This window comes from Aureibaculum sp. 2308TA14-22 (genome assembly GCF_040538665.1).
Taxonomy (GTDB): Bacteria; Bacteroidota; Bacteroidia; order Flavobacteriales; family Flavobacteriaceae; genus Aureibaculum.
The window spans coordinates 2122190-2142204 of sequence record NZ_JBEWXT010000001.1 but is presented as its reverse complement, the minus strand read 5'-3'; the positions used below and the strand labels follow the sequence as shown (position 1 = coordinate 2142204).

At 32.8% G+C, this 20015-nt stretch carries 21 protein-coding genes; 9 read left to right on the top strand and 12 right to left on the bottom strand.

Translation table 11 applies throughout. The annotated features are described in order from the left end of the window. The 7 genes from U5A88_RS09540 to U5A88_RS09510 form a co-directional block, all read right to left on the bottom strand. Positions 1-741, bottom strand: a complete 741-nt coding sequence (locus U5A88_RS09540; RefSeq protein ID WP_354205890.1) for an endonuclease/exonuclease/phosphatase family protein — start codon at positions 739-741, stop codon at positions 1-3. Between the two features lie 325 nt (positions 742-1066). Beyond that, positions 1067-1918 (bottom strand): rhomboid family intramembrane serine protease, encoded by an 852-nt coding sequence (locus tag U5A88_RS09535; protein ID WP_354205888.1) that lies wholly within the window; start codon positions 1916-1918, stop codon positions 1067-1069. A gap of 102 nt (positions 1919-2020) precedes the next feature. Continuing rightward, entirely contained in the window at positions 2021-2632 is a 612-nt protein-coding gene (locus U5A88_RS09530) for a rhomboid family intramembrane serine protease (RefSeq protein WP_354205886.1), read from the bottom strand. A gap of 21 nt (positions 2633-2653) precedes the next feature. Further along, complete coding sequence (mutL, locus tag U5A88_RS09525; protein WP_354205884.1) at positions 2654-4480, bottom strand: DNA mismatch repair endonuclease MutL; 1827 nt, start codon at positions 4478-4480, stop codon at positions 2654-2656. Beyond that, positions 4481-4750: a riboflavin synthase subunit beta gene (locus U5A88_RS09520; protein WP_354205883.1), complete on the bottom strand. Its 270-nt coding sequence runs from the start codon at positions 4748-4750 to the stop codon at positions 4481-4483. Between the two features lie 116 nt (positions 4751-4866). Further along, positions 4867-5340, bottom strand: a complete 474-nt coding sequence (ribH, locus tag U5A88_RS09515; RefSeq protein WP_354205881.1) for a 6,7-dimethyl-8-ribityllumazine synthase — start codon at positions 5338-5340, stop codon at positions 4867-4869. Between the two features lie 6 nt (positions 5341-5346). Next, positions 5347-6120 carry a tetratricopeptide repeat protein gene (locus tag U5A88_RS09510; RefSeq protein WP_354205879.1) on the bottom strand — a complete coding sequence of 258 codons (774 nt, stop codon included), beginning with the start codon at positions 6118-6120 and terminating at the stop codon, positions 5347-5349. A 103-nt stretch (positions 6121-6223) separates the two neighbouring features. Here U5A88_RS09510 and recF point away from each other — a divergent pair, with 103 nt between their 5' ends. The 3 genes from recF (at position 6224) to U5A88_RS09495 (ending at position 11221) form a co-directional block, all read left to right on the top strand. Next, positions 6224-7306, top strand: a complete 1083-nt coding sequence (gene recF / locus U5A88_RS09505) for a DNA replication/repair protein RecF (protein WP_354205877.1) — start codon at positions 6224-6226, stop codon at positions 7304-7306. A 3-nt stretch (positions 7307-7309) separates the two neighbouring features. After that, complete coding sequence (locus tag U5A88_RS09500) at positions 7310-7609, top strand: DUF721 domain-containing protein (RefSeq protein WP_354205875.1); 300 nt, start codon at positions 7310-7312, stop codon at positions 7607-7609. Positions 7610-7678: 69 nt separating this feature from the next. Beyond that, positions 7679-11221, top strand: coding sequence for a choice-of-anchor D domain-containing protein (locus U5A88_RS09495; protein ID WP_354205873.1), 3543 nt, complete (start codon positions 7679-7681; stop codon positions 11219-11221). 172 nt (positions 11222-11393) lie between these two features. Here the strand turns inward: U5A88_RS09495 and U5A88_RS09490 are convergent, their stop codons facing one another. Next, positions 11394-11813, bottom strand: a complete 420-nt coding sequence (locus U5A88_RS09490) for a nucleoside-diphosphate kinase (RefSeq protein WP_354205871.1) — start codon at positions 11811-11813, stop codon at positions 11394-11396. A gap of 147 nt (positions 11814-11960) precedes the next feature. Between U5A88_RS09490 and U5A88_RS09485 the strand changes: the two genes are divergently transcribed. Genes U5A88_RS09485 through U5A88_RS09475 form a run of 3 tightly spaced genes read left to right on the top strand, consistent with a single transcriptional unit; the run spans position 11961 to position 14646 of the window. Further along, on the top strand, positions 11961-12992 hold the full coding sequence (locus tag U5A88_RS09485; protein ID WP_354205870.1) for a DHH family phosphoesterase: 1032 nt from the start codon (positions 11961-11963) through the stop codon (positions 12990-12992). Next, positions 12982-13542 (top strand): gliding motility-associated peptidyl-prolyl isomerase GldI, encoded by a 561-nt coding sequence (gldI, locus tag U5A88_RS09480; protein WP_354205868.1) that lies wholly within the window; start codon positions 12982-12984, stop codon positions 13540-13542. Before U5A88_RS09485 ends, gldI begins: the two co-directional genes overlap by 11 nt. 6 nt (positions 13543-13548) lie before the next feature. Beyond that, the gene (locus U5A88_RS09475; protein ID WP_354205866.1) at positions 13549-14646 is read left to right on the top strand and encodes a peptidylprolyl isomerase; all 1098 of its coding nucleotides are present in this window, start codon (positions 13549-13551) and stop codon (positions 14644-14646) included. Between the two features lie 48 nt (positions 14647-14694). On the opposite strand, the gene U5A88_RS09470 is transcribed toward U5A88_RS09475, so the two are convergent. The 3 genes from U5A88_RS09470 to hutI all read right to left on the bottom strand — a co-directional run bounded on the left by U5A88_RS09470 (position 14695) and on the right by hutI (position 18326). Then, complete coding sequence (locus U5A88_RS09470; RefSeq protein WP_354205865.1) at positions 14695-15765, bottom strand: N-acetylmuramoyl-L-alanine amidase family protein; 1071 nt, start codon at positions 15763-15765, stop codon at positions 14695-14697. 94 nt (positions 15766-15859) lie between these two features. Beyond that, complete coding sequence (locus U5A88_RS09465) at positions 15860-16975, bottom strand: putative porin (RefSeq protein ID WP_354205863.1); 1116 nt, start codon at positions 16973-16975, stop codon at positions 15860-15862. Positions 16976-17090: 115 nt separating this feature from the next. After that, a complete protein-coding gene (gene hutI, locus U5A88_RS09460; protein ID WP_354205861.1) occupies positions 17091-18326 on the bottom strand; it encodes an imidazolonepropionase in 1236 nt (411 codons plus the stop codon). A 33-nt stretch (positions 18327-18359) separates the two neighbouring features. On the opposite strand from hutI, the gene U5A88_RS09455 reads away from it, so the two are divergent. The 3 genes from U5A88_RS09455 to U5A88_RS09445 all read left to right on the top strand — a co-directional run bounded on the left by U5A88_RS09455 (position 18360) and on the right by U5A88_RS09445 (position 19560). Then, positions 18360-18881 (top strand): DinB family protein, encoded by a 522-nt coding sequence (locus U5A88_RS09455; RefSeq protein WP_354205859.1) that lies wholly within the window; start codon positions 18360-18362, stop codon positions 18879-18881. Positions 18882-18942: 61 nt separating this feature from the next. Further along, positions 18943-19122 (top strand): hypothetical protein, encoded by a 180-nt coding sequence (locus U5A88_RS09450; RefSeq protein WP_354205857.1) that lies wholly within the window; start codon positions 18943-18945, stop codon positions 19120-19122. Between the two features lie 36 nt (positions 19123-19158). After that, a complete protein-coding gene (locus U5A88_RS09445) occupies positions 19159-19560 on the top strand; it encodes a hypothetical protein (RefSeq protein WP_354205855.1) in 402 nt (133 codons plus the stop codon). Here the strand turns inward: U5A88_RS09445 and U5A88_RS09440 are convergent. Next, complete coding sequence (locus U5A88_RS09440) at positions 19554-20006, bottom strand: nucleoside deaminase (RefSeq protein ID WP_451963477.1); 453 nt, start codon at positions 20004-20006, stop codon at positions 19554-19556. The genes U5A88_RS09445 and U5A88_RS09440 overlap by 7 nt on opposite strands. Positions 20007-20015: the final 9 nt, after the last annotated feature.

Below are 20015 nucleotides of genomic sequence, written 5' to 3'. Positions count from 1 at the left end.
TTACTTTTTGAGCTTTAATGTGGCCTTTATAGGGAAATGATCTGAGAGTTCTACGTCATAATTTTTATGAGAAGTAATTTTGAAATTTTTATCGGCAAAAATATAGTCTATTCGTAAGGGGAATCTTTTAAACTTATAGGTGGTACCAAAACCCGTACCGGCCTCTAAAAAGGAATCTTGTAATTCGTTTTTTACATTTTTATAAGCCCAAGAATATGAAGTGTTGTTTAAATCACCAGCCAATATCACTTTATAGTTGCAATTTTTTATATGATTATTCAATGTGTCAATTTGTTGTTGCTGTATTTTAAAAGATTTTCGTACTTCTTTGACTAATTTTTCAGAATCATCATGTCCAAAATAATCGGCATCAGGAATAATACCTAAAGAAGCCATATGGAAAGTATAAACTCTTAATGTGTCTTTATTTTTTACTACATCAACAAACATAGCACTTGATAATAATTCGGCATAATTTAAAATTCCTTGATTAATAATTGGATATTTAGAATATATGGCTAAACTTACCCTATGTCTATTTCTTCTAATGGAATCACTATAATTCTCAGTAGGTGGATTGCTAAAATAAGGATAGTTTAATTTAAAATCTTTAACTTTTCTATATTCTTGCAAAGCTAAAATATCAGGATTTTCATTTTTAATCAAATCTTTAATTTTTGCTTCTAGGCTATCCGTTTTAATCCATTTATACCTATTGAATTTTCTAACATTAAAGCTCATTATACTAATTGAGTCATCACTTTCTTGGGAGCTGTTACTGTTGAACTTATACAGTTGAGGAATAAAAAAATAGCTTAAAATCAAAATTAAAAAAGATTGTAAAAATTGTTTTTTAAACCCAATTAAAATCCAGTACAACACAAAAAAAACGTTGCCGATAATAAGTATAGGTACTATTAAGCTGAATAATGAGATTACTCCAAAATCATTTGGAGAGAGTCTTGGTAAAAAAAAGGAAAAAACCAACCCTAGAACAAAGAGTGTATTTAGGGTAAATAAAATTTTATTAAAAAAGGATAGTTTTTTCACTATTTAAATTACTAAGTTATTTTTTGCCAACGGTAAAAAGAAAATCCTTCTCCTCTTTGCTCAATGTTTCATAGCCCGATTTACTTATCTTGTCTAAAATAGCATCAATTTTCTGTTGTTGATCTGATGATTTTGTACTTTTTTGAGCTTGCGGATTTTTATAAACAGTCTTAAGTGGTTTTTCCTTTTTTGATTTAAAAATAAAACCAAATAAATTACTAAAACTTTTGCCTTTATTAACCTGATTGGTCAATAAAAAACCAATTAAAGCACCACCTAAGTGAGCTAAATGCCCACCAGTATTTTCAAAAGGTAGTAAAATTAAATCTCTGAGAATCATGGCTACCGCAATATACCACAATTTAATAGCACCAATAAACCTAAAGTTGATAGCGTAATTGGGTATTTTAGTTGCTAAACCCACTAAAATAGCGGTTACACCCGCCGAAGCACCTAATAGAATTGAATTGCTACCTTTTAATGCTGGAAAAAAATTATAGCTGGTTAAATAAATAATTCCACCAACCACAATTCCGGATAAATAATAAATCAGAAAATCGCGTTTTGAAAAAAAGTCTAAAAACAGATTCCCGATATAGTATAATATCAACAAATTAAATAAAATATGAAAAAAATCTGCATGTAAAAACCCATAGGTAATTATGGACCAAGGCTTTGTTAAAAACTCGTCAAACTGTGCAGGTAAAGCAAACCAATTGACAAACAAATTATCGTTCCATTGCATTAAGGTAGAAAACGCTCTAAATAGCAACGTTACAATAAAAACTATAATAGTTGCATAAATAATTTGCTCAGCAATAGTTGCCGTTTTAAATTTGTATACTATTTTATCTTTTAAATTATTCAATTTTTTATTTTTCTAACCTCTAACCTCTAACCTCTAACCTCTAACCTCTAACCTCTAACCTCTAACCTCTAACCTCTAACCTCTAACCTCTAACCTCTAACCTTACTTGTCCCACCGTTTAAACTGGTTGTTTTTCCAGTAAAACGCAATTAAAAAACCGAACAATGCACCACCTATATGGGCAAAGTGAGCAATATTTCCGACAGAATAATTAGTAAAACCAAAAAACAAATCACCAAAAAGGATGATTGGAATAAAATACTTAGCAGCTATGGGTACCGGAAAAAATATTAAAGCGAGTTTGGAATTAGGAAAATTCATTGCAAACGCTACAAGTACTCCATAAACTGCTCCAGATGCTCCGACTGCCACAGCATTATAATCTAATAAAAAATAATTTGATAGAGTGTAAACCAAAGCAGCTCCTAAGCCTGCTGAAAAGTAAAAGAAAAAGAATTTATTTCTACCCCATAATTGCTCTAGTGGAGAGCCAAAAGCCCACAATGCATACATATTAAAAATAATGTGCATGAGCCCACCGTGCATAAACATGTGTGTAACAAATTGCCATGGTTTAAAAAATGGGCTGGTAGGGTAAAATAAAGCAAACCACTCAAACATTTTATCCTCCATGTTTGGTATAAGAAATGTAACCGCATAAAATATTACATTAATAATCAATAAATGTTTTACGGCATCGGTAATTCTTCCCATTATAAGTAATTGTAAAGTAAATTAATTGTCAAATTTAAGTTGAATTTCTTCAGAAGTAAGTGTAATAAATGTTTTTTTACCAAAAGGCGATTGGTTGGGCTCTTTACAAGAAAATAATTGCTCTAAAAGCTCTTCCTGTTCTTTGTTGTTCAATTTAGTTCCATTTTTTATGGCTAAACTTTTGGCCAAGCTTTTGGCAATAGTATCCAATTGGCTAAAACTGGAATCGGGTATTTCATTTTTTATGTCTTCAAACAGTTCTTCAAATAGGCCTTGTACATTGTTTTGATTTACATTTACTGGAATACCGTTCAGGGTAACGGTGTCATTTTCTATAGAAGCAAATTGAAACCCTACGCTTTCTAGTTCAAGTTTTATTTCTTTGCAGAATGCAATATCTTCTTTATTAAACACCAATGTTAACGGAAACAGCAGTTGTTGGCTAGAAGTATCTTCAACTGTCATTTTGGTCAATAATTCTTCATATAAAATACGCTGGTGTGCTAGGTTTTGATTGATATAGACCACCCCCGATTTAATAACGCTTAAAATATATTTTTTATGAACTTGATGTGTTTTGGATTTTATTTCATTTTCCGAATCATCAAATAATTCCTGATTTACTATCTCAGCTTCAACTTCAATTTGTTGAACATCAACTGCAGTTTCAGTTCCAGCATATAAAGATTCCCATTGGGCAACTTTTGGTTTTTGAAAGGATTTTGAACCAATCTCACTTTCAAAAGGGTTAAAACTTGGGTTCACTTTTATTTTTGGTGTGGCAACCGATGTTTTGTCCTTAAACGAATACGGGACATCCAGCGTTTCATCTCTATTAAAATCTAAAACTGGAGCTACATTATATTGTCCTAAACTATGTTTTATGGTTGAGCGTAAAATAGCATAAAGTGCCTGCTCATTGTCAAATTTTATTTCTGTTTTTGTTGGGTGTATGTTTATATCAATGGTATTGGGCGGTACACTTAAATATAGAAAATAGGAGGGATGATGCCCAGCCGGTAATAATTGGTCAAAAGCATTTAGCACGGCATGGTGTAAATACCCATTTTTTATAAATCGGTTATTTACAAAAAAGAACTGTTCACCTCTTTTTTTCTTTGCAAATTCTGGTTTTGATACAAATCCATCAATAGTTATAATATCCGTGTGTTCTTGAATGGGGACTAATTTTTCGTTTATCTTTTTTCCGAATACCGCAACAATACGTTGTCGTAAATTACTATTATTTAAGTTGAGAACCTCATTGTCATTACTGTAAAAATCGAATGCAATGGAAGGGTGTGTAAGGGCTACGCGATAAAATTCATCCTTAATATGTCGCAACTCTACGGAGTTGGATTTTAAAAAATTTCTACGTGCGGGAATATTAAAAAATAAATTTTTAACAGCAATGCTGGTACCCGTTGGTGTGGCAATTACATCTTGGTTTTGAATTGTACTGCCTTCAATTTTTAGGTGCGTACCTAATTCTTGGTTAGATTGTTTGGTTTTTACCTCCACATGGGCAATGGCGGCGATAGACGCCAATGCTTCGCCCCTAAAACCTTTGGTATTCAAGTTGAACAGGTCTTCAGCAGTTCTTATTTTTGAAGTGGCGTGGCGTTCAAAAGATAATCTGGCATCGGTGGTACTCATGCCTTTGCCATCATCGATAACCTGGACTAAGGTTTTCCCTGCATCTTTAATGAGTAATTTTATTTCAGTAGCATCTGCATCAATAGCATTTTCTAGCAATTCTTTTACAACCGAAGCAGGGCGTTGAACCACTTCGCCGGCAGCAATCTGATTGGCAACATGATCTGGAAGTAGTTGAATGATGTCTGACATTTATTTCAATTGAAAAATGGACAAATCAAAATCAATGATATAAAGAAAAATAAATACTAAAATAGCTATTGTTATTACTATTGTTTTATTTACACCTTTTGAGCTTTTTGATTCTTCTATAGCATGATTAAATTTTGCTTTTAGACTTTTTTTACCAACCGTAGTCCTAAATTCGTCAAATTTATGTTCTATTTTGTATGGATTACCCTCACCTTTATAATATCTGGGAGTGTAATCAAATTTTTTGTGCGTTCGTTTTATAAATCCCATAACTAATACTATTTTAATTAAATTTTAGCTTAATAACACCAAAAACTAAACCAAACCCAAATTTACAGAAATTATTAGGGGCAATCAAAAAATATTTGAGAAATAACCTGTTAAAGCTATGCTAATGTTGCCATTTTAATAGCTGCAACAGCACATTCCACACCTTTGTTGCCGTATTTTCCACCAGACCTATCAATAGATTGTTGGAGTGTATTGTCGGTTAACACGCAAAAAATAGTAGGAATATCAAACTGAATATTCAAATCTTTAATACCTTGTGAAACCGCCTCGCAAACAAAATCGAAATGTTTGGTTTCGCCTTGTATTACACATCCAATGGCAATTATGACATCGAATTGTCCTTTTTTTAAGAGGTGTTTACTGCCATAAACAAGCTCATAACTACCAGGAACATTTAGTCGGGTGATGTTTTTTGCTAACGCTCCGTTATCCAATAATGTAGTAACTGCTCCTTGATAAAGATTTTCAGTAATTGAAGTATTCCACTCAGAAACGACAATACCAAACTTTAAACTTTTAGCATTGCTAAGAGTCGATTTATCGTAATCGGATAAGTTTGTAGTTGCCATAAAGGCTTAATTTTGAGCAGATAGCCTTGCTCTGTTCAAATAAATATCAATCTTGGTCCCTTCGTCAGAATTTGGATATTCATTTTTAATTTTGGTAAATAATTCTTCTGCTTTTGAATAGTTTCCTAAATCCATAGCAATATTCCCAGCTTTAAACAAATATAAGGATGAGGTGAATTCGTTGCTTTTAAAATCGGCAGCTTTAATGTAATGTTGCATAGCATCTTCAGGTTGGTTTATTTGTGAAAAAGCATCACCTATATTGCCCTCGGCAATAGCACCTAAAATTTCATCATCCGTAGAAAAATCGCTCAAAAGTTCAATAGCGTTTTCATAATCACTGGTTTTTAAATAAGAAATACCTGCCATGTATTTTGCTAAATTACCTGCGTCTGTACTGCCGTAATTATCAATAATGTCCAATAATCCGTATCTCCCATCTGCACCGTTTAGGGCCAAATTATATAGAGAGTCAACAACAACAGTAGCTGAACCTGACTCAGCTTGGTCAAAAAAGCTCTTTGGATATGCCAATTCATTAGCAGCTTCAATACCTTTTGGTTCTTTAACAAACTTGTTATACGCCAAATATCCTAAAATAACAGCCGCAACCGTCACTAAACCAATCATAAGTGGCTTACTATTTTTTTCTACCCACTTTTCAGATCTAGAAGCTGTTTCATCTAAAGTATTAAACACTTCAGCTGTTGTACTTTCTTCTTCAATTTTAGAGATTCTATCTTTATTAGCCTTGCCTCCTTTTTTCTTATATGTTGCCATTTTTATGTCAAAATTTGTGGGTGCAAAAATATAATTTTTTATGATATAATATTCTTATTATTGATGTAAATTTCGTTTTTTTGCAACGAACGGTAAATAAAGCATGTATCTAAAGAAAATCAGCCTAGTAAATTATAAGAATTTTGAGGCGGAAGCATTTGAGTTTGACACTAAAATAAATTGCTTTGTAGGGAACAATGGAGTAGGTAAAACCAATGTTTTGGATGCGATATACCATTTGGCTTTTACAAAAGGGTATTTTAATTCTATTGCAGTCCAGAATATTAAACACGACAAAGAATTTTTTGTTGTTGAAGGTGCTTTTAATCTTGATAAAAGAGAGGAACTAATCAATTGTAGTTTAAAAAAGGGACAAAAAAAGATTGTTAAACGTAACGGAAAGGAATATGAAAAACTTTCTGAGCATATCGGGTTGATTCCTGTTGTAATTATTTCTCCCAATGATACTAACTTAATTAGCGAGGGTAGTGATGTTAGGCGAAAATTTATGGACAGTGTTATTGCACAATCAGACAAAAACTACCTGCAAGACTTAATAGCCTATAATAAAGTACTATCACAACGAAACGCATTGTTAAAGTACTTTGCATCAAATCATACTTTTGATGCTTTAAATATTGATGTTTACAATAAACAGTTAATAACTTTTGGTGATAAAATTTATCAGAAAAGAAAACAGTTTGCAGAAGATTTTGCTCCTATATTCGAAAAAAGGCATAAGAATATAAGTAATGACGATGAAAATGTAAGTTTTGACTATAAAAGCCAGTTGAAAAACACAGATTTTGAAGAATTATTACAAAAAAACATAGAAAAAGATAGGGTTTTGCAATATACATCAGTGGGAATACACCGTGATGACTTGTTATATTCAATAGAAGGTTATCCTATAAAGAAGTTTGGATCTCAAGGACAACAAAAAACATATTTAATCGCGATGAAGTTGGCACAATTTGATTTAATACAATTACAGTCCAAAAAAACACCAATTTTGCTTTTGGATGATATTTTTGATAAATTAGACGAAAATAGAGTGTCAAAAATTGTAGATTTGGTCAACGACAAAAATTTCGGACAAATATTTATTACCGACACCCATGCCGAAAGAACTGAGAATGTTATAAAAAAGACCAATCAACCTTATAAAATGTTTGATTTAAACTAGGTTATGAGTAACAGAAGAAATAACGAATTTCTATCCATAAAAGAGGTAATGGCAGATGTTTTGCGAGAAAATAAATTGCAAAAAGGCATTGACTTAGTATTGATTAAAGATGCTTGGGCAGATGTAATGGGTAGTGGCGTAGTGAGTTACACAAACGATCTTAAATTTAGAAACGGTATTTTAGTTGTAAAGCTTACTTCTTCGGTTTTACGAGAAGAATTAAGTTATGGAAAAGAAAAAATAGTTAAACTTTTAAACGAAAAGTTAAATAAAATGTTAATAAAAAGCGTTAAGCTTATATAGTATTGCTCTATAATTAGTATATTTGCTGATTAAGAAAAAGTCTCTAAAGACGCTAACACTAATAAAAAAATGATGAAAAAATTACTATGTACACTTCTTTTTGCTGTTATTGCAATAGGAACTATTTCTGCACAAGGAACTATAAGTGGTGGTAGCCCAGCGTTACCAATTACTACTACTACTGCTCTTCCGACAGCAAACACTCCACTGCCCGCACAAGGTACTGATTTTGGAACAGTTGCAATTAGTGGTACTCAACAAAATACATTTATATTTACAAGTACAGTAGGGGGGACTCAATTCTTGGCTCTTCAAAACATAACTGGAGCTAATGCAAGCGAATTTTCTGCCAGCTTTTCACCTGGTCCATCTACGGTTAATGGTATTGGGGCAACATCATCTTTTGTAGTAAATTTCAATCCTATTACAAGCGGTCCTAAAACTGCTATTGTTGAATTTAGATCAGCTCCATCACCATTTGGACCGACAACAAGTTACTTCTTTGAGATAATAGGTACAGGTGGTGCAGCAAGCCCGAGTATAAAAGTAACAGGAGATGATTCTTTGGAAATTATCAATGGATCAACAAACCCTAGTCCTGGAGACAATACACATTTTGGCACGGCAGTAGCTAACGTTGAAAGTGTTACAAGACAATTTACAATTGAAAATGATGGAACAGCTGATTTAATAATAGATAATATATCTAGTGGTTTTGGTAGTACTGATTTTTCAGTATCATTGGGTGCAATAACTTTTCCGTTAACAATACCTGCCGGTAATTCAGTAACATTTAATGTTGTTTTTGCACCGACTTCTCCCGCAAGTCCTCCACCAATAGATATCGCTTCTTTTATATTGATAGATGCTGCAGATGATACATATGATTTTTTCTATGAAGTAGAAGGTGTTGGAACACCGGCGGAACCAGATATGGAAGTGAGTGGTCTTGGCCAACCTATTACGGATGGTAGTGCTGCCAGCTTAACTAATGGTACAGATTTTGGAGATGTAGATATTAATACAGTGGGTGGTTTTTCAAGAACATTTACCATTGAAAATACAGGTACTGATGATTTGGTTTTAACTAGTTTAGCACCAATAGTTAATATTACGGGAGCAGATGCTGCTGATTTTACAGTTACTGCTAACCCAACCACACCAATAGCACCAAATGCAACCACTACCTTTACGGTTCGCTTCGATCCTAGTACTGTAGGTATAAAAGTTGCTGAAATTAGTATTAGTAACAACACTACCAATGGTAAAAATCCATATAACTTTGATATTACTGGTAATGCTACTGATGTGGCTACAAGTGGTCAACTGCTTATTACACAGTATTATGAGGGTACAGGTGCTAATGACCAATGGATTGAAGTAAAAAATATATCTGCATTGCCTGTAACTGGTGGCGTTTATTACCTATGTTTATATACAGATACCAACGCTACTATTGATGGTAATATTGAGACACTGCCACCACAACAATTTATACCCATAGATGCCATGACCTCTGGTCAAGTAAGATTATATAGAAACCCATCTGCAACATTACCTGCTAATTTAGGCGGAGCCATAGTACAACCCACAAATGTATGTACGTTTACAGGGAACGATGTAATTTTAATATCTACCTCAACGGGTGGTAATTGTTATAATGAAAGAATAGATATTATGGGTATGGTTCCATCTGGTGGAACTCCTCAAGCATGGGGTCAGGATAAAGCCTTTATCAAAGGCTGCGGAACTACAGAATTGCCAACAAGAACTTTTGATGTAACAATTGGTGGTGTTGGCGGATTGTTAGTTAATGATTATCTTGAATTATCCTTAGCAGAAGTTAATAATGCTGATAGTCAATCAAATATGGCTTTAGGAACACAAGAATCAGGTACTACAACTTGGACAACTTCTTGGAGTAATGGCGTACCCGATAAAACTAGAGTGGTGGTTGTTAGTGGTATATATACCAATACTGGTTCGAACGGCTCTATTTCAGCCTGTGATTTAACTGTTACGGGTACTCTTAATATGGATAATGGTACCACCGATTACGTAGAAGTAAACAGAAGTTTTACGAATACAGGAACGGTTGTTATTGGAGATCAGGAAAGCTTATATACGGTTAATACATTAGATCCAGATAATTTTGGAGGTGATGCGGTTACAATTTCAGGAACTATTACTAAACTAGAGACCACTACTTCTTTAAATAATGTGCAAGACTACACCTATTGGTCTTCTCCAGTAGCTGGTCAGAACATATCTTCGGTTTTTGCCCCAGGTGTTTATAATCAGGATAGGTTATATTACTGGAATCAGGCTGCAGATAATGATATCCCAAACGGAGGTAGTGAAGCCAAAGGGGAATGGATAGCAGCAGCTGGGGAGATTATGATTCCTGGTAAAGGCTATATTTCTCAAGGACCAGTGGCAGGAAGTTACCCAGGAACTGCAACAATTTCCTTTACAGGTGTACCTAATACCACTACGGTTGATTTAATTGGAAGCCCCCATATTCACTATAACCCAAACGCAAATATCTTCGACGATTTGAATTTAGTAGGCAATCCTTATCCTTCAGCAATTAATGCAGATAAGTTTATATTAAATTCGAACAATATCGCATCGGTAACAGGTTCTCTTTGGTTTTGGTCTCATAGAACCCCTAACAACGGAAGTACAACAGGAGAGCAATATACCAGTGATGATTATGCCTTATATAATTTAAGTGGAGGTGTAGGCACTCCTTCTCCCTCAGGTGCTAATGCTCCTACTAATATTATTGCTTCAGGTCAAGGTTTTATGATTCAAACAAGACCATCGGCCAGTATAATAACCTTTACAGATGATATGCGTGAGAGAACTCAAGCTGGTACCCAAGTATTTAGAGGTACAGATACCAAAAGCACAAAGGCTACTGAAGATGAAAAAGATAGGGTATGGTTAAATGCAATGAGCAGTAAAGGTGGTGCTGCCAGTCAAATATTGGTAGCGTTTATTCCAACTGCAACTGATGGGGTAGATTGGGGTTACGACGGTGTTAAAATAAGCCAGGGATGGGTGAATTTATATTCTAAAATAGACACTTTAAAATATGGTATCCAAGCATTGGGCAATTTTGACCTTGATAAAAAAGTACCGTTGGTATTCCAAACCTATATTGAAGAAACTGATGTAAATTATACTATAAGTATTGACCGTTTTGAAGGTGTGTTAAGAGATAATGATATTTATTTAGTTGACCATGAGCTGAATGTAACACATGATTTAAAACAAGGAGATTATATGTTTACTGTACCCTCTGATGGAGAATACGGAGAAAGGTTTACACTTCAATTTACTAAGTCTACATTAGGTGTTGATGATTTAGAGTTACATAACGATTTTGTTATTGTGAATGAAAACAATGCATTATTAGTTAAATCAAAATCAATAATAAGCGAATTAAAGATGTATGATATTACAGGTAGAATGTTAGTGAACATGCTACCTAATGAAAGTGAATTTAGAATTAATACACAGAATATTAGAAAAGGTACTGTACTTATTTTAAATACAACTTTTGAAAACGGTACAGAACTCAGTAAAAAAGCAATTAAGTATTAATAGTATTTAATGCAATAAGTGGAAAATAAAAATGCCTCGAAATTCGAGGCATTTTTTTATTTCAGTAAACTTAAGATAAGTTTAGCTCTACTATATTAAATGTGTTCATCTATAATTCCTCCCTTTTTTAAGGGGAAGTGCCGTCCCGATAGCTATCGGGAGGCGGAGGGATTTAATACATTTCTCTTCCTGAAAAATGAAAAGCACCTTCAATAGCAGCATTTTCGTCACTATCACTACCATGTACAGCATTTTCGCTAATAGAGGTAGCAAATAATTTTCTTATAGTACCTTCAGCAGCTTCTTCAGGGTTAGTAGCTCCAATTAATGCTCTAAAATCTTCAACTGCATTCGTTTTTTCTAAAATAGCAGCAACTATAGGACCACGTGTCATATACTCAACTAAATCACCGTAAAAAGGTCTTTCTTTATGAACTGCATAAAATGCTTTAGCATCGCTCTCAGTCATTTGTGTTAACTTCATAGCCACTATTCTAAAACCGGCAGCATTTATTTTTTCTAAAATTGCTCCAATATTACCTTTTTCAACGGAATCAGGTTTAAGCATTGTAAATGTTCTGTTTGTAGTCATTTTTAAATTTTCTTTTAATGAAGTGCAAAAGTAGTAGTTTTATTAAAAATAACGAACTCATTTTTACTTTTTGTTTTTACTTGTTAATATCATAAAATCTAAAATTTAGATTAAACCAAATACCAAATTATCGTATATTCGCATACAATGGAAATTAAAGATATACAAGCGGTAAAGCGGCTATTAGCAGAACCAAAAAAAATAGTTATCGTTTCACATAGAAATCCTGACGGAGATGCTTATGGTTCTAGTTTGGCATTATACCATTATTTAGCAAAAATGAATCATAAAGTCTCGATTGTTTCTCCAAATGATTGTCCCGATTTTTTAAAATGGTTACCAAATCAAGATAAAATTATTGTTTTTGATGAGAATGTAGATGAGGCTTCAACGATATTACAAGATGCTGAGATTGTATTTACTTTAGACTTTAATGCGTTACATAGAGTGGGGAGTCAGATGCAAAACATATTGGAAAATATTAATCCAATATTCATAATGATCGATCACCATGAACAACCAGATGATTACGCAAAATTCACTTATTCTGACCCCTCTATAGCATCTACTTGCGAAATGATTTACCATTTTTTAGATAAATTAGAAGCTTTGGAAAGTATTGATAATGATATTGCATCATGCATTTACACAGGTATTGTTACAGATACGGGTTCTTTTAAATATGCAGCAACTTCGAGTGTCACGCACCTTATTGTAGCCAAATTAATGGATGTTGGTATAGATCATACCAGAATACATAATCGCTTATATGATACAAACTCTTTTAATCGTTTGCAACTATTAGGTACGGCACTGAATAATTTAAAAGTATTGCATAAATATAGAACGGCTTATATTACCATTTCTCAAAAAGAGTTAAACAGCTATAACTTTAAAAAAGGAGATACCGAAGGTTTTGTAAATTATGGTTTGTCTGTTGAAGGTGTAGTTTTTGCAGTTATATTTATTGAAGATCAAAAGCAAGGTATTATTAAGATGTCATTACGATCTAAAGGAGACTTTTCAGTTAATGATTTTGCTCGTAACCACTTTAACGGTGGAGGTCATTTAAATGCAGCTGGTGGTAGGAGTGAAGTTACTTTGCAAAATACCGTAAAACAATTTTTAGAGATTTTACCAACTTATAAAAACGAATTAGAAAATTCTTATGTTTACTAAAATAAAAAATAATTTTTCCTTTTTGTCTGGAATTAGTTTAGTTGTTTTGTTAATATCCTGTACAACTCCACAACCTAGAAAACCAGTAGTTCAAAAAACTTCTTCTTTTTTACAAGAATCTATAGAACGTAACAAAATTATCAATAAAGTTGAAGAGAAAGCTCTTAAAGCTTTAATGGAATCAGATACTTCAAAAAATTATATTTCTTCAGAAAGTGGATTTTGGTACTATTACAATACTAAAAATTCTGAAGTGTCAGAATTGCCAAAAACTGGAGATGAAGTAATTTTTACTTATGAAATTAAAGATATAAATAATGAGGTTATTTATACAAAAGAAGAGTTAGGAGAAAAAAATTATCTAGTAGATAAACAAGAGCTTATAACTGGATTACAAGATGGACTAAAATTAATAAAAGAAGGTGAAACGGTTACTTTTTTATTTCCATCTCACAAGGCATATGGATACTCAGGTTATCAAAAAATTAAATCTAACGAACCGTTAATTTGTACGGTTACCTTACATAAAATAAGTCCTGCTAACGAATAAGACATAATGAAGGTTTTTAAAGTACTGTTTATTGTTACTTCCCTTTTAATTGTAAGTTGTAAACAAAATAAATATCCTGAATTAAAGGATGGCTTGTATGCCGAGATAAATACCGACAAAGGAACTATTTTGGTGCAATTAGAGTATAAAAATGCCCCAATAACAGTTGCTAATTTTGTTTCGTTGGCCGAAGGCACTAATCCTTACGTTGCGAAACGATTTAAGCAAAAACCTTTTTATAATGGGTTACTATTTCACCGCGTTGTTCCTAATTATATAATTCAAGGAGGTGATCCTCAAGGTACAGGAGCAGGTGGACCTGGCTATCAATTTGAAGATGAATTTCCTGTAAATGAAAACGATGATTTAATATTGACGCATAGTAAAAAAGGAGTTGTATCAATGGCTAATGGTGGATTTGATACTAACGGAAGTCAGTTTTTTATTACACAACGCCCTACACCTAACTTAGACGGAGTGCATTCTGTTTTTGGTAATACTATAATAGGACAACATGTTGTTGACTCGATAAAGAAAGGAGATAGAATGAACAGAATTGAAATTATTAGAATTGGGGATGCGTCTAAAAAATTTAATGCTCCACGTATTTTTGGCAATTACTTTAAAGAACTAGAGAAAGAAGCAGAAATTAAGGATAAAATGGCAAAAAAAGCCAAGGCAGAATTTCTGCAGCTAAAAGAAACTTATGAAGCCAAAGCAGATAGTTTAGATTCTGGATTAAAAATTTATTATATCAATGACAGAGAGAATAATAAACCAAAAACCGGATCTGTAGTAAATGTTTTTTATTCAGGTTATTTTACTACTGGTGAATTATTTACTACCAATAAAAAAGAAATTGCTGAACTTTTTCTAAAATACGACCCAAGATTTGAAGCTAGAGGCGGGTACAACCCCAAAGAGATGGATTATAGCCCCGATGCAGAATTAATACCTGGTTTTAAAGAAGGGCTGCGAAAAATGGATATAGGTGATAAAGTGATGTTGTTTATACCTTCTCATTTAGGATATGGTACTCAAGGCAAAGGCCCTATACCACCAGATACTGATTTAATTTTTGAATTGGAAATTGTTGAAAAATAAAGACTTACTTTTCATTTAAATAAATCTTTAAGTAATCCGGAAAGAAATTTATTTTTTCCGCTCATCAAAATCAACCAATAGCCCATTATGAATCCATTCCGCTAGTGCCTCTCTATTTTTATATTGAAGAATTCGTTTTTGGTCTTTTTTGTTTTTTATATTACCCAGTTCAATATATACCATTGGCGGATAGGTACTTTTTATTAAATATAAACCTCTTGAGCTAATTGAACCCGCATATACTCTATTTGGTTGATGTTCAGAGTATTTTTCTTTAAAGGAATTAAGTATGTTTTCGGCTAGCCGTTTTCCGCTTTTGCTTTTACTGTCATGATAGAAAAATACATCAATATTTTTACCTTTGTTTCGGCTATCAACATGTGTTACAATTAATCTTTGATACACTCCTTTATGTTTTAAATATAAATTATTTACCGCTTTTGTACGTTGTCGTAATCTTAATTTTTGACTTAGAGGAATGGCATCGTTGGGATAACAGAATTCATCATTATCCACTTCTAATATCCTATCGTTCCGAATTCCATCATTTTTATCTTTTATAATTAGGTAAACCGTTGCTCCGTTAGTAATTAGTAATCGAGCTAAACGTAAAGTAACGTCATAAGCATATTCGTCTTCAGCAATTAGGTTACCGTTATATGTTTCCGTAGCACCAGGGTCAGGCCCGCCATGTCCTGAAATAAGATAATAAACCGCACCCTTTAGTTTTCTATCTTTTATAACAATAGGATTATGGTCTTTACCAAAAATAGGGTCGTAAAATTTTTCGAGCGGTTTAACGGAATCAGTAGGTTTTTTTATAGTTTCAAGAGGTGTGTTGTCCTTTATTTCAGGTAGTTCTAACTTGGTTGTATTGTCTTTCTCCTTAAAAGGAAGTATATACGTTTTACCAATAAGTAAACCGTTATTCGATTTTAGGTTTTTCTTATTTAGTTTAATAAATTCTTTAAAGTATTTAGTTGGTTCAAAACCATTTTTACGAAGTATAGAATATACACCATCACCATTAACAGCAATAACTGTTTTTTGAGGTGTTTGAGCAAAAACATAACTAGTTATAAAAAGAAAAAAGGAAAGGTAGAATATTTTTCTAATCATTTAGACAATTGCTTTGTAATTTGAAATAATTTTTGTTGTTATGAAAGCTTTCGGAATTCTTTCATTATTAAAACCATATATAATCTTTGGATATCTAAAAGCTTATATTAAAATCTAACCTGATTCGGTTACCAGTTTCTTTTTTTATACCTAAAGGTAAAATTTGATTAACGATAAAATACCTAATTTTGAGGTTTATATTTTTTTCAAAAGCGTAACCACCTGCTATTTCAAAACCTTTAAAGTTAGTTAACCTACCGTCGGGAGATCCTTGCGAAGAATAATCCCATCTGGCCCAGTCATTCTGAGCAAGAAAATCAACGGCAGCAAATTTTTCTAGATAATTATGAGTTAATTGTAATTTCCAATCCCCTTTTTTAGCTAAATTTCCTATACTAACATTTGATACTAATCCTTGCTTTTCATTTTTTAATTGCTGCGGAATGGAATCATTATTACTATAGTTTTTAACATTATAATAGTAATCAAAACATGCAGTAATTTTAGGTTGTCTTAACAACTCAATTTTCGTTCCAATATGAGCAATAGCATAATCTATGAAAAAGGTCTCGTTACCATCAGGGATATTTGGTATTTTATTAAAATTATAAAAAGAAGGAAATAATTTGATTCTATTTCCTAAGTGAGTTGAAACTAGCTGAATTCCCTGAAAATAGCTATCGGCACTAAGAGATTTTCCTTGAGTTGCTAAAATAAAGTGACCAGTATTTATTTGTAAAGAGTTTAATAAGTCGCTTTTAAAATTAAATTTTCCAGATAGGGAAATGCCTTCTGGAAAGACATTATCACTCCAAAATAACTCATTCTGTTTTTCAAAAGGAAACGTATTTTTTCCAATCCAAGTAGAAAACCATTTATAGTTGAAATTGGCATAAATTTTCTCAAAAGCAATGGGTAAAGTACCAAATTCTTTAAAACCATCACCAAGGGTTAGTTGGGGGTCTTGCTGTTTTTTTGGGTCTCCAGTTCTAATTCTTATTCCAGATGATAACCAATTACTATAACGATATAAGACACCAAAACGTGCTCTATATCGCATACGGGTTCTATCTTCACGGTAAGAACCATTAGATTTACGAGATTCCCAATCCTGTTCAATTCTAAATCTAAAATCACCAGTAAAAGATAGTTTTGAAGCAGAGTTGTTGCTTTGAGCGGATAAGAACACCGGAAATAGTAATAGAAGCAAAAAGTGTATTTTTATTTTCAAATGATATACAAATATTTGATAATACAATTATTTTTTCTACGAACGAAATTAATACTATTTTTTGATAAAATCTATTAGTTTTATCACCAATTAGTCATACTTTTTTACCATCAATAATTACTGTGTCAATCAAATTGCTTCCAAAGGCATAAGGTAAAAAACCATAAGAGGGTATTTCTTTAGTAATAATCAAATTGGCTTTTTTCCCTATAGCAACGCTACCGTGGGTTTTAGATAAATTCATAGCATAAGCTGCATTAATTGTAGCTGCATTTATAGCTTCCTCGGGTGTCATTTTCATTTTAATACAGGCTGAACTGACTACAAAATTCATGTTGCCGCTTGGTGTTGAACCTGGATTGTAATCGGTGGCCAAGGCCAAAGGTAATCCAGAATCTATTATTTCCCTTACTGGAGAATAGGGAATACCTAAAAAGAAAGAGCAGGAAGGAAGTGCCACTGGCATCGTATTGGTATTTTTTAATGCCTCAATATCTTTAGTGTTCATCACTTCAAGATGATCTACTGACAATGCATTGTATTTTACACCTAACTGAACACCGCCAATGCTGTTAAACTGATTCACATGTATTTTAGGAGTCAATCCATAGGTTTTAGCTGCATTTAAGATTTTTTCTGTTTGGGCAACTGAGAAATACCCTTTTTCGCAAAATACATCTACAAAGGCTGCTAAGTTTTCTTCGGCTATTAGAGGTAGCATTTTATCGATTATCAAATTGATATAACCGTCTTTGTCGTTTTTATATTCTTCGGGAAAAGCATGAGCCCCTAAAAAAGTCGCTTTTATGGTTATAGGATAATTTTCTGCCAGTTTTTTAATAACCCGTAGCATTTTAATTTCGGCTTCAATGGTCAGCCCATAACCTGATTTTATTTCAATAGCACCAGTACCCAATGCCATAATTTCTTCTAATCGTATGGCAGATTGTTTATACAATTCTTTCTCACTTGTTTCTTGCAGTTTTTTGGCGGAATTTAGTATACCACCTCCTTTTGCCGCTATTTCTTGATAGCTCAATCCATTAATGCGATCTACAAACTCTCCTTCTCTATTCCCAGCATAAACAATATGTGTATGGCTATCGCACCAAGCGGGCAACACCATTTTATCTTTAGCATCTATTATTTCATTTACCACAACACCGTTAAGATCTTCCATCTTTCCAAAATCTTTGATTACGTCGTCTTCAATAATCAAAAAAGCATTTTTTAGGGTTGGCAAAGATTTCATTTCTTTACCTGAAACCTTTAGTACAGAACTGTCCCTGATTTGAAGCAATTCTTTAATATTGGTAATCAATGTGGGCATAATTGGTATATTTACCGTAAAGATAATTGAAAAATGCAAACCTATTTGACCGAAAACGAATTTCCACCTTATTTTAAGCCTTATATAGAAATATTAGGTTCTGATCTTAAGTCCATTATAACACATTTGGAAAACAGTTTAGAGCAAGCTCTTATTTTATTCTCGAATGTATTAGAAGAAAAACAATTATACCGTTACGCCGAGGGCAAATGGACAATCAAAGAGTTGATTCAGCACATAATCGATGCGGAGCGTGTATTTTGCTACAGGGCTTTGACCTTTGCAAGAAACGATATAACTACGTTGCCTAGCTTTAATGAGAATGATTATGTTGCACATTCGCGTGCCAATAAAAGACCTTTTACGGATTTACTAAATGAACTAAAATCTGTTAGGGCTTCTACAATTTTGCTTTATAAAAGCTTTGACGAATCTGATTTGGTCAAAACTGGAAATGCTAGTGGTAAGACAATATCAGTCAATGCTTTAGGGTATATTATTTCTGGTCATTTGTTGCATCATTTAAAAATTATTGAAGATAGATATTTGTTTTAATGCTGTTGTTAATGTAATAATTCCACTTTTGTTTACGTTATTTATTGAAAATACGCTAAACATGAATAAAAACTACGATTCAGAAAATGACGATGCCTTTCGTCATAACAAAAAAAGAAAAAAACGTATCAAACCTCATAAAAAAGATAAATATACTCTATCAAAGTTGATAGAGTATGAAAATTATCTTAATAATATTGAGCTATTCAGTAAAGGAAACAACCATTTAGACTTTCAATAAATATTCTTATATTTGAGTATAATTAACCTTTGAATTATGCGAAATATATTTGTAATTGCTTGTTTCCTGTTTTCTTTTACTATTTTTTCTCAAGAGAAAACAGTTGAGGAGGATACTGCGGTACCTAAAAGTATTTTTGCAACTAGTTCTCTCAATTATCAGCAGAATGACGGAAAAGTCAGTCCTTTACGATTAACGGGCTATAAGTTTATGATTGTAGATGACATATTTGAGGCATCTATCCATCAGCAAAGGATAAACTTAAATTTAAGAAATTTTGGAAGGCATTTTTCTTATGAGGATTTGGCCGACAATTATAATAAGGCAGAGTTCTATAAGTTCGATGTTAGTAAAAATACCGACCATTATATTTGGAATATACCTTGGGCTAACAAACAATTGCAAAAACAACGTGAGAGGCAAAACCGTAATCAATAAGATGTTTTATCTTCTTTTTCTGACCATTTTTTAAAGGCTTCTAAGGCATTTTCACAAGAAATTTGTTGAAATTCAATACTGCGTTTATCATATTCCAGATTAATTTCTTTATAAATAAACGCATCGTCAAATCCTATTTTGGCAGCGTCCGTGTGTTTACATCCAAAATAAACTTTATCGGGTCTGGCCCAATAAATAGCACCCAAGCACATAGGGCATGGTTCACAAGACGTATAAATAGTACAGCCTTCTAATTGAAAAGAATTCAAGTGTTTACAAGCATCTCTTATAGCTGTAACTTCTGCATGGGCAGTCGGGTCATTAGTTGAAGTAACTTTATTATTTCCTCTGCCAATTATTTTACCTTCCTTAACAACAACGCAACCAAAAGGGCCTCCTTCATTGGCGTTCATTCCATCAATGGCTAATTGTATGGCCTCATTCATAAAAATTTC

Bases quoted from the DNA above. Each gene is read 5' to 3' on its own strand.
- hutI (WP_354205861.1), bottom strand. From the start codon at position 18,326: ATGCCCACATTGATTACCAATATTAAAGAATTGCTTCAAATCAGGGAC.
- U5A88_RS09475 (WP_354205866.1), top strand. From the start codon at position 13,549: ATGAAGGTTTTTAAAGTACTGTTTATTGTTACTTCCCTTTTAATTGTA.
- U5A88_RS09455 (WP_354205859.1), top strand. From the start codon at position 18,360: ATGCAAACCTATTTGACCGAAAACGAATTTCCACCTTATTTTAAGCCT.
- ribH (WP_354205881.1), bottom strand. From the start codon at position 5,340: ATGGCAACTACAAACTTATCCGATTACGATAAATCGACTCTTAGCAAT.
- gldI (WP_354205868.1), top strand. From the start codon at position 12,982: ATGTTTACTAAAATAAAAAATAATTTTTCCTTTTTGTCTGGAATTAGT.
- U5A88_RS09440 (WP_451963477.1), bottom strand. From the start codon at position 20,006: ATGAATGAGGCCATACAATTAGCCATTGATGGAATGAACGCCAATGAA.
- U5A88_RS09490 (WP_354205871.1), bottom strand. From the start codon at position 11,813: ATGACTACAAACAGAACATTTACAATGCTTAAACCTGATTCCGTTGAA.
- U5A88_RS09485 (WP_354205870.1), top strand. From the start codon at position 11,961: ATGGAAATTAAAGATATACAAGCGGTAAAGCGGCTATTAGCAGAACCA.
- U5A88_RS09510 (WP_354205879.1), bottom strand. From the start codon at position 6,120: ATGGCAACATATAAGAAAAAAGGAGGCAAGGCTAATAAAGATAGAATC.
- U5A88_RS09530 (WP_354205886.1), bottom strand. From the start codon at position 2,632: ATGGGAAGAATTACCGATGCCGTAAAACATTTATTGATTATTAATGTA.
- mutL (WP_354205884.1), bottom strand. From the start codon at position 4,480: ATGTCAGACATCATTCAACTACTTCCAGATCATGTTGCCAATCAGATT.
- U5A88_RS09520 (WP_354205883.1), bottom strand. From the start codon at position 4,750: ATGGGATTTATAAAACGAACGCACAAAAAATTTGATTACACTCCCAGA.
- U5A88_RS09500 (WP_354205875.1), top strand. From the start codon at position 7,310: ATGAGTAACAGAAGAAATAACGAATTTCTATCCATAAAAGAGGTAATG.
- U5A88_RS09445 (WP_354205855.1), top strand. From the start codon at position 19,159: ATGCGAAATATATTTGTAATTGCTTGTTTCCTGTTTTCTTTTACTATT.
- recF (WP_354205877.1), top strand. From the start codon at position 6,224: ATGTATCTAAAGAAAATCAGCCTAGTAAATTATAAGAATTTTGAGGCG.
- U5A88_RS09450 (WP_354205857.1), top strand. From the start codon at position 18,943: ATGAATAAAAACTACGATTCAGAAAATGACGATGCCTTTCGTCATAAC.
- U5A88_RS09495 (WP_354205873.1), top strand. From the start codon at position 7,679: ATGATGAAAAAATTACTATGTACACTTCTTTTTGCTGTTATTGCAATA.
- U5A88_RS09540 (WP_354205890.1), bottom strand. From the start codon at position 741: ATGAGCTTTAATGTTAGAAAATTCAATAGGTATAAATGGATTAAAACG.
- U5A88_RS09470 (WP_354205865.1), bottom strand. From the start codon at position 15,765: ATGATTAGAAAAATATTCTACCTTTCCTTTTTTCTTTTTATAACTAGT.